The sequence below is a fragment of the Nostoc cf. edaphicum LEGE 07299 genome (assembly GCF_015207245.1).
Taxonomy (GTDB): domain Bacteria; phylum Cyanobacteriota; class Cyanobacteriia; order Cyanobacteriales; family Nostocaceae; genus Nostoc; species Nostoc edaphicum_B.
Window position 1 is genome coordinate 1 of sequence record NZ_JADEXF010000157.1, and the last position, 7,222, is coordinate 7,222.

General features: G+C 43.1%; 8 protein-coding genes. 3 read left to right on the forward strand and 5 right to left on the reverse strand.

Annotated elements, in window-relative coordinates:
• Together pyrF and tyrS are read right to left on the reverse strand one after the other, a co-directional pair.
• A partial coding sequence (pyrF, locus tag IQ229_RS06715; RefSeq protein WP_194042365.1) for an orotidine-5'-phosphate decarboxylase occupies nt 1–571 on the reverse strand: 571 nt, incomplete at its 3' end.
• Between the two features lie 14 nt (nt 572–585).
• Nucleotides 586–1,776: a tyrosine--tRNA ligase gene (gene tyrS / locus IQ229_RS06720; RefSeq protein ID WP_194042372.1), complete on the reverse strand. Its 1,191-nt coding sequence runs from the start codon at nt 1,774–1,776 to the stop codon at nt 586–588.
• A gap of 173 nt (nt 1,777–1,949) precedes the next feature.
• Here tyrS and IQ229_RS06725 point away from each other — a divergent pair, with 173 nt between their 5' ends.
• Nucleotides 1,950–3,875 (forward strand): transglycosylase domain-containing protein, encoded by a 1,926-nt coding sequence (locus IQ229_RS06725; protein ID WP_194042366.1) that lies wholly within the window; start codon nt 1,950–1,952, stop codon nt 3,873–3,875.
• A gap of 108 nt (nt 3,876–3,983) precedes the next feature.
• Here the strand turns inward: IQ229_RS06725 and IQ229_RS06730 are convergent, their stop codons facing one another.
• Both IQ229_RS06730 and IQ229_RS06735 read right to left on the reverse strand, forming a co-directional pair.
• Nucleotides 3,984–4,307 (reverse strand): DUF1825 family protein, encoded by a 324-nt coding sequence (locus tag IQ229_RS06730; RefSeq protein WP_094349476.1) that lies wholly within the window; start codon nt 4,305–4,307, stop codon nt 3,984–3,986.
• A gap of 126 nt (nt 4,308–4,433) precedes the next feature.
• A complete protein-coding gene (locus IQ229_RS06735; protein WP_194042367.1) occupies nt 4,434–5,366 on the reverse strand; it encodes a J domain-containing protein in 933 nt (310 codons plus the stop codon).
• A 182-nt stretch (nt 5,367–5,548) separates the two neighbouring features.
• On the opposite strand from IQ229_RS06735, the gene IQ229_RS06740 reads away from it, so the two are divergent.
• Both IQ229_RS06740 and IQ229_RS06745 read left to right on the forward strand, forming a co-directional pair.
• On the forward strand, nt 5,549–5,923 hold the full coding sequence (locus IQ229_RS06740; RefSeq protein WP_194042368.1) for an NINE protein: 375 nt from the start codon (nt 5,549–5,551) through the stop codon (nt 5,921–5,923).
• 14 nt (nt 5,924–5,937) lie between these two features.
• Nucleotides 5,938–6,471, forward strand: coding sequence for a helix-hairpin-helix domain-containing protein (locus IQ229_RS06745; RefSeq protein WP_194042369.1), 534 nt, complete (start codon nt 5,938–5,940; stop codon nt 6,469–6,471).
• 79 nt (nt 6,472–6,550) lie between these two features.
• Here IQ229_RS06745 and lepB read toward each other — a convergent pair whose 3' ends face one another.
• Nucleotides 6,551–7,123, reverse strand: coding sequence for a signal peptidase I (gene lepB, locus IQ229_RS06750; RefSeq protein ID WP_194042370.1), 573 nt, complete (start codon nt 7,121–7,123; stop codon nt 6,551–6,553).
• Nucleotides 7,124–7,222 lie beyond the last annotated feature (99 nt).

Consider the following 7,222-nt stretch of genomic DNA (forward strand, 5'->3'; position numbering starts at 1 on the left):
GTCTAACCCCCGGACAAACTAGCAAAAAGTCATTTCCACAAGTTTGTCGTAACTGTGCCACTTCTTGAGGCGAACAAACTACCCCATCCAAACCAGATTCTTGAGCCAGCAGGGCCATTTCTAGAGCATATTCTGGCAATTCTAGGGGGATTTTTAAATCAAATGCCAACTGCCGAGCAGAAATGCTCGTTAGCAGAGTAATAGCAATTAACTTTGGTGGTTGTACTCCTGCTTTTGCAGCCCCTTCCTGGGCCGCCTCAGTTGCGGCTTTCAGGGCATCTCTACCAGCAGTAGCATGAATTGTCAGTAAATCCACTCCGTATCTAGCTGCACTCCGGCAAGCACCAGCAACGGTATTAGGGATATCATCAAACTTTAAATCCAAGAAAATGCGCTTTTGCCGAGACTTTAACACTTCCAGAATTTTCGGGCCAGTGCTGGTAAACAACTCTAAACCGACTTTCCAGAAACTAACTTGCGGTAGCCGATCTATAAGAGCGATCGCACTTTGTTCATCCGGGACATCCAAAGCCACAATAACTCGTTGTTCTACCTGTTCCCTATTCCCCATTCCCTACTCCCCATTTAAGGTACTAAGCGCACAAACTTATTTTTCCCGACTTGTAAAACTTTACCTTGTAATTCACCAGCAGCATCAAAAGTGGTATCAGCATCAGTGATGCGATCGCCATCTAAACGCACTCCACCCTCTTGAATTTTCCGCTTTCCTTCACCTGTACTTTTGCACAAGCCAGTGACATTGAGAATATACGCTAATTTAGTAGGGAACTGCTGCACGCCAGCTAGAGAAAATTCTGGAACAGCACCTTCTTTGCCGCCGCTTTGGGCTGCTTCTTTCGCCTCTTGGGCTGCGGTTTCGCCATGATACTGTTTAACAACTTCCCATGCTAAAAGTGTTTGGCGATCGCGGGGATTTTCTGGCAGTTGATCTAAAGGTAAATCCGTCAACAGTTCAAAATACTGTTCTAGAAGATTATCAGGAACTCCTTGCAACTTTTGATACTTTTGTCCTGGGTGTTCTGACAATCCGATATAATTACCTAAAGACTTAGACATTTTTTGCACGCCATCCGTGCCAATCAAAATTGGCAGCAGCATACCAAATTGGGGTTTTTGACCAAAATGGCGCTGCAAATCTCTGCCTACAGCAATATTAAATTTCTGATCGGTGCCGCCTAATTCCACATCTGCCTCAACTGCAACCGAATCAAAACCTTGCATTAACGGGTACAGGAACTCATGGATAAAAATCGGATTCTCTTTTTTATAGCGATCGGCAAATCCTTCTTTCGCTAACATCTGCCCTACCGTCATCGTGGAGAGTAACTCCAAAATTTTCTCTAAGTTGAGCTTAGAGAGCCATTCGGAGTTATAGCGCACCTCTAACCTTCCTGGTGTGTCAAAATCCAAGATAGGACGTACTTGATCGAGATAAGTCTGAGCATTTTGAGCTACATCTGCTTCTGTAAGCTGACGACGCACTTCAGATTTACCAGTTGGATCGCCAACACGCGCTGTGAAATCACCAATAATTAAAACTGCTGTATGACCTGCATCTTGAAATCCTCGCAGTTTTCGTACTGGTATGCTATGACCTAGATGAATATCAGTACCAGTAGGGTCAATCCCTAATTTTACCCTTAAAGGTTGGTCTGTAGTTAGTAAGAGCCTTTCTAAACTTTCGCTGTTAACATCATCTGATTGTGGGAATACTTCTACTACACCACGACGCAACCAATCAAAATCTGGCGTCATCCGAAGAGATTCATTATTAGCTATGTTTTGCACACTAGAAGTTAAGTTGGTTATAAACACTTGCAATTTATCCACTTTCTCATCTGCCAAACTACTATAATTGCAAAAAACTAACCGCCTTGCTTCACCCAATCAATTACAGTTAAATTTACAAGTGAGGAAGTGAAATAGCCGTGTCGTCGTCTAGGACTTTTGAAGATAAACAGCCACAGCGTCGGGCTTCATCAGGTTTTGAGTTTTTGAAAGGAGTCGGTCAGGTAACTGGCGGTACTCTCCTCTCAATCACCATGCTGGCAAGTTCCATTGTAGCCGGAGGACTGGTTGGTTTAGCCATCAGTTTCCGTAATTTGCCAGATGTAAGACAGCTACGTAACTTCTTTCCCTCAGAAACGACTTACATTTATGACGTTAAGGGCAAACTCTTAACGAGTATTCACGGGGAAGCCAATCGGGAAGTCGTACCCCTAGATAGAATTTCGCCGAATTTAAAACGGGCAGTATTAGCAAGTGAAGATGACCACTTCTACGATCACCACGGTATTAATCCCACTAGTGTTGGCCGGGCCGTAGTAGCTAACGCAGCAGCAGGTGGAGTCAAAGAGGGTGGCTCTACTGTCACCATGCAATTGGTAAAAAACCTATTTTTGTCTCGCAAGCGTGCTTTTACCCGAAAGTTAGCAGAGGGGGTGCTAGCAATCCGGTTAGAGCAAATTCTTACTAAAGACCAAATATTAGAAATGTACCTCAATCAAGTTTATTGGGGTCATAACAATTATGGTGTACAAACGGCAGCCCGCAGTTACTTTAATAAATCATCAGAATATTTAAGCTTGGGTGAGTCAGCAATGATGGCGGGTTTGATCCAAGCACCAGAAGAATTCAGCCCCTTTGTGAGCATGAAGCTGGCAAAACAGAAACAAAAAGAAGTGCTAGGACGGATGCTGGAATTGAACTGGATCAACCAGTCAGAGTACGACAATGCCCTCAAACAAGAAATCAAACTTGGTAGAATCAAATCCTTTCAAGGTAGTGCCTTACCTTATATAACCAATACAGTAGCGCAGGAGTTGGCTAAAAAGTTTGGGCGTGAGACATTACTCAAAGGCGGGATGCGTGTACAAACTACAGTTGATGCCAACTTCCAAATAATGGCAGAGGAAACTGTCGTTAAGTGGCATAAATCATTGCTTGGGCAGGGATTATCTAAGAATCAAATCGCCTTGGTAGCAATTGATCCGCGCACACATTTTATTAAAGCACTGGTGGGTGGTGTAGATCCTAAGATCAGTGAATTTAATCGTGCAACTCAATCTCAACGTCAGCCTGGCTCTTCCTTTAAACCGTTTGTCTACTATGCTGCTTTTGCTACTGGTAAATATGGGCCAGACTCAACGGTGGTAGATTCTCCAGTCAGCTATCAAGATGGTAATGGTCGGTACTTCCCCAGAAATTATGATGGGGGTTTTAGCGGTTCTATGCCAATTCGCACGGCTTTAGCCCAGTCGCGCAACATTCCCGTGATTAAGATTGGTAAGGCTGTTGGCATGAATCGAGTGATCGAAACTTGCCGTACTTTGGGGATCATGAGTCCGATGGAACCTGTTACCTCTCTGCCTCTTGGTGCAATTGGTGTCACTCCCCTAGAAATGGCTAGTGCTTATGCTACCTTTGCTAATTATGGCTGGCAGTCTCCACCCACTGTAATTGCCCGTGTCACCGATAGTAGTGGTAACGTGTTATTAGATAACACCCCCAAACCCCAGCTAGTTTTAGACCCTTGGGCATCGGCAGCCATTATCGATGTGATGCGATCGGTAGTTACTAGTGGTACAGGTAAAGGTGCTGCCATAGGTCGTCAAAGCGCTGGGAAGACGGGTACAACTTCCTCAGAAAAGGATATCTGGTATGTTGGCACTGTGCCCCAGCTAACCACTGCTGTTTGGGTAGGTAGGGATGACAATAGACAATTAGCTAGCCGTGCTACGGGTGGCGGTATGGTTGCTCCCATTTGGAAAGATTTTATGGAGAAGGCACTTAAGAACGTACCCGTAGAAAACTTCAAGTCACCTTCCCAGTTTTCTCGTCCCAAGTCACAATAACTTAATTTTAGATTTTGAATTTTGGATTGCCAATGAATCCAAAATCTGTATTGGAAAGTTGGAACGCCTACTTCTGGCGATCTGACTTTCCACAAAATCTAAAATTGACTAGGGCTGTTTTTCTAGCTCGGCTTTCATCCGTTCTAAAGTAAGGTGCATTTGGTCAAACATTTGTTGCGGGGTAACACCGAACTGACCTAATTGCGTTTTCAGTTGTTCTACTGTCATTTGTGCCATGAAATCTTCTGATAGCTCGAAGCGCTTCATAAAGATGCGGTACCGATCCATCATGGTTTCCATTTGCTCAATAAACAGCTTTTTGCCATCGCGGTCAAATTTGCCGTAGCTGTTGCCAAGCTTGATCAGCGCTTGATAATCCTCAAACAGCTGTTTTGCTTCTTGCTGAACTATTTCAGAATCGAAGAATCCCATATTGCTTATATTAAACTGAGCGCCCAGACTCAGTAGCTTAATAGTTTTACTTCTATTTATTATTTTAGTCTAGGGAAGTAATCTAGTCACGAAGCTTCGGTTTTGGTACGGTTTGTTACCGAAATTTCAACACTTGACTTGAGAACGTTTCCCCTTGTTAAATCGACTTAATAAAGCGGCGATACTCAGAGCTTTAGCTATTGATGTAGGATTAGTATTTTCGCCCGGTTCAATTTTCAGTCTGGTAGCGTATTTCTGAGCTAGTGAATCTTGCGGGTTAAGTTTTAATGCTTGACGGATGTAAACCCTGGCCATCCCGATAAATTTCTGTTTTAGATGTACTAAACCTAATAAGGCATAATATTCGCTGTTATTTGGCTCTAACTTGATGGCATCGCGCAGTTCTTGCACGGCTAGGGCCCAATTGGCTAGCTTGACGTACTCAATCGCTCGCTGGTAGTGACGTTGGGCGTAGTTTGTCAAAACTGGTTTGACATTAGTTTCTTCATTAAATGTCAATTCAACTGGCTTGACTTCTACTTCAGGGATGATGCGAACAGCTTTTTGCGATAGAAACAAGTCAGGTTTATGCAACTGTAAGTAAACTAAATTCAGTATGCTAATTTGTTGTGTAATTTGATAGAACTGATGGAGTGATTTGTATTGAGCTTCTGCATAAGAGGCGATCGCTTCTTCGGAAAACAATTCTGCTTGGGGTGCAGACATTTCTATAATTTCCTTAGCTATGGCACTTTGCCCACACAAAGCTTGCTGCTTTAATACTCTTGCGTCCGATCGCAGCATGGCTATAGCAATCAAACGCTTGTGTCGATTTTTCAGTTGTTCGTAAGCTGGATTGATTAAATGGCTAAATATCGCCGTTGCTAATTCTTGGTCTGGATTGCAGCTTTTAGCATAGCGATCGGGATGTAGCAGTTTCGCTAAAGTGTGATAGCGTTTAAAAATCTGGCGATCGTCAGCACTCACAGAAATTCCTAGCACAGCGTAAGGATCACAAAGCTGTTTAAACCATTCTGGCGGTAGGAAGGTCTGTGACATCGTAGTAATCTAGATCCGTTAAAAACTTAAAATTAGCATCAAAGCTCAATGCACAGTCATGTGAAACTTACTCAAATTTCTTTAACTTGGGGATTGGGAAGATTTAGTTAGGGATGAATTGTTTCTGTGCCTTTTGGCTGTTTTATTGTAGGAATTATGGTATTCGTATACTTTTTAAAAATATGTTGACTAAGCGCAAAAGTCGAAGTGTTGCCGCTGTTTTAGCTTTTTCTGGGACGCTGACAATTTCAGGATTACATAAATTCTACCTGGGACAGCCGCTGTGGGGTGTTTTGTATGTGTTGCTTTCCTGGACACCTATCCCCAAGGTAGCTAGTGCGATTGAGGGAGTTTGGTATTTAGCCCAAGACGAAGAAGCTTTCGATCGTAATTTTAATCTAGGCAAGTCAGCAGCAAGGAACTCACAAAAAGCGATTAATCAGGTAGGAGCGATCGCTGATGCAATGCGTGAATTAGATGCTCTGCGACAGGATGGACTGATTTCAGAGTATGAATTTGAGCAAAAGCGCCGCCAATTGCTAGACCAGATTTCTTGAAGTAAGCAACAATCATGAATAACTGGCTACCTTTAAATTCCAGGCTGCAAAAACTCCGCGCCAAGCTCCTCAACGATCCCTACTATCGCCTACAATCTGGGGAAGAAATTCAGATAGCGGCCCAATTAGGTATCCGCATTGATGCTAATCAAGCCACTGTAGATGATTGGTTACGCCTACCAGGTTTGTCAATTCACCAAGCGCGATCGCTTGTGGAACTTTCACATTCGGGTGTGAAATTTTACTGTATTGAAGATATTGCTGCGGCTTTGGGTATACCAGCGCCGCGTCTAGAGCCATTAAAGCCTCTGCTGAATTTTATTTACTATGACCACGAATCTTTAGAAAATCCTACCCATTTACTCAACCCGAACACAGCAACCGTTGAAAAATTAGCACAAATTCCATTTATAGATTTGTCTTTGGCGGAAGCAGTAGTGCAAAACCGACAATCAGCCGGGCCTTACCGTAACCTGGCTGATTTCCAACGGCGGTTAGAGTTAACTGGTGATGCGATCGCCCAGATAATGTATTATTTGAGATTTTAAGTTAAAAGTTAGAAGTCTTAAAATAACTCCTAACTCTGGCAATTTTGGATTGAAAGAAAAATCCAAAATCCAAAACTGATTAAATGAACCCAATGCGATCAAGAGGCCAAAAGCGAAACGTTGCCCGACCGATGACATTTTTTCTGGGTAAAAAGCCCCAATAGCGAGAGTCATTACTATCGTTGCGATTATCTCCCATAACGAAAAATTCGTCTTCTGGGACTTTCACTGGTTGATATGGCTGATTTGGGGGTTCAGCGATGTAGTCTTCTGCCAAAGGTTGACCGTTGAGGTAAACTTTACCAGAAGCAACACTAATTACCTCACCAGGCTGGCCGATAACTCGCTTGATAAACGCTTGGTCTTTGGGATATCCTCGACGTTGTAGTTCTGCGGGTGGCTGAAAAACAATAATATCGCCAGTTATGGGAGGGTGAAAATGGTAGGAGATTTTTTCAACTACCAAGCGATCGCCAGTATGTAAGGTGGGTAACATCGAGTCGGAAGGTATATACCGGGGTTCGGCGATAAAAGTCCTGATTAAGAATGCCAAACACAGTGCGATCGCAATTAAGATCAGATTTTCTTGCCAACTACGCCATACTTTTAACGACGCACGCTCTTTTTTTGCATCACTTTCGTGAGGAATCATAAAAGTTTCTAGCCAGTTTCAGAAGTGAGACAAATACCTTGATTATTTTGACTCAAAAGGTATATCAATAGGAAAACAGGGTTGAGGCTCAATCTATAC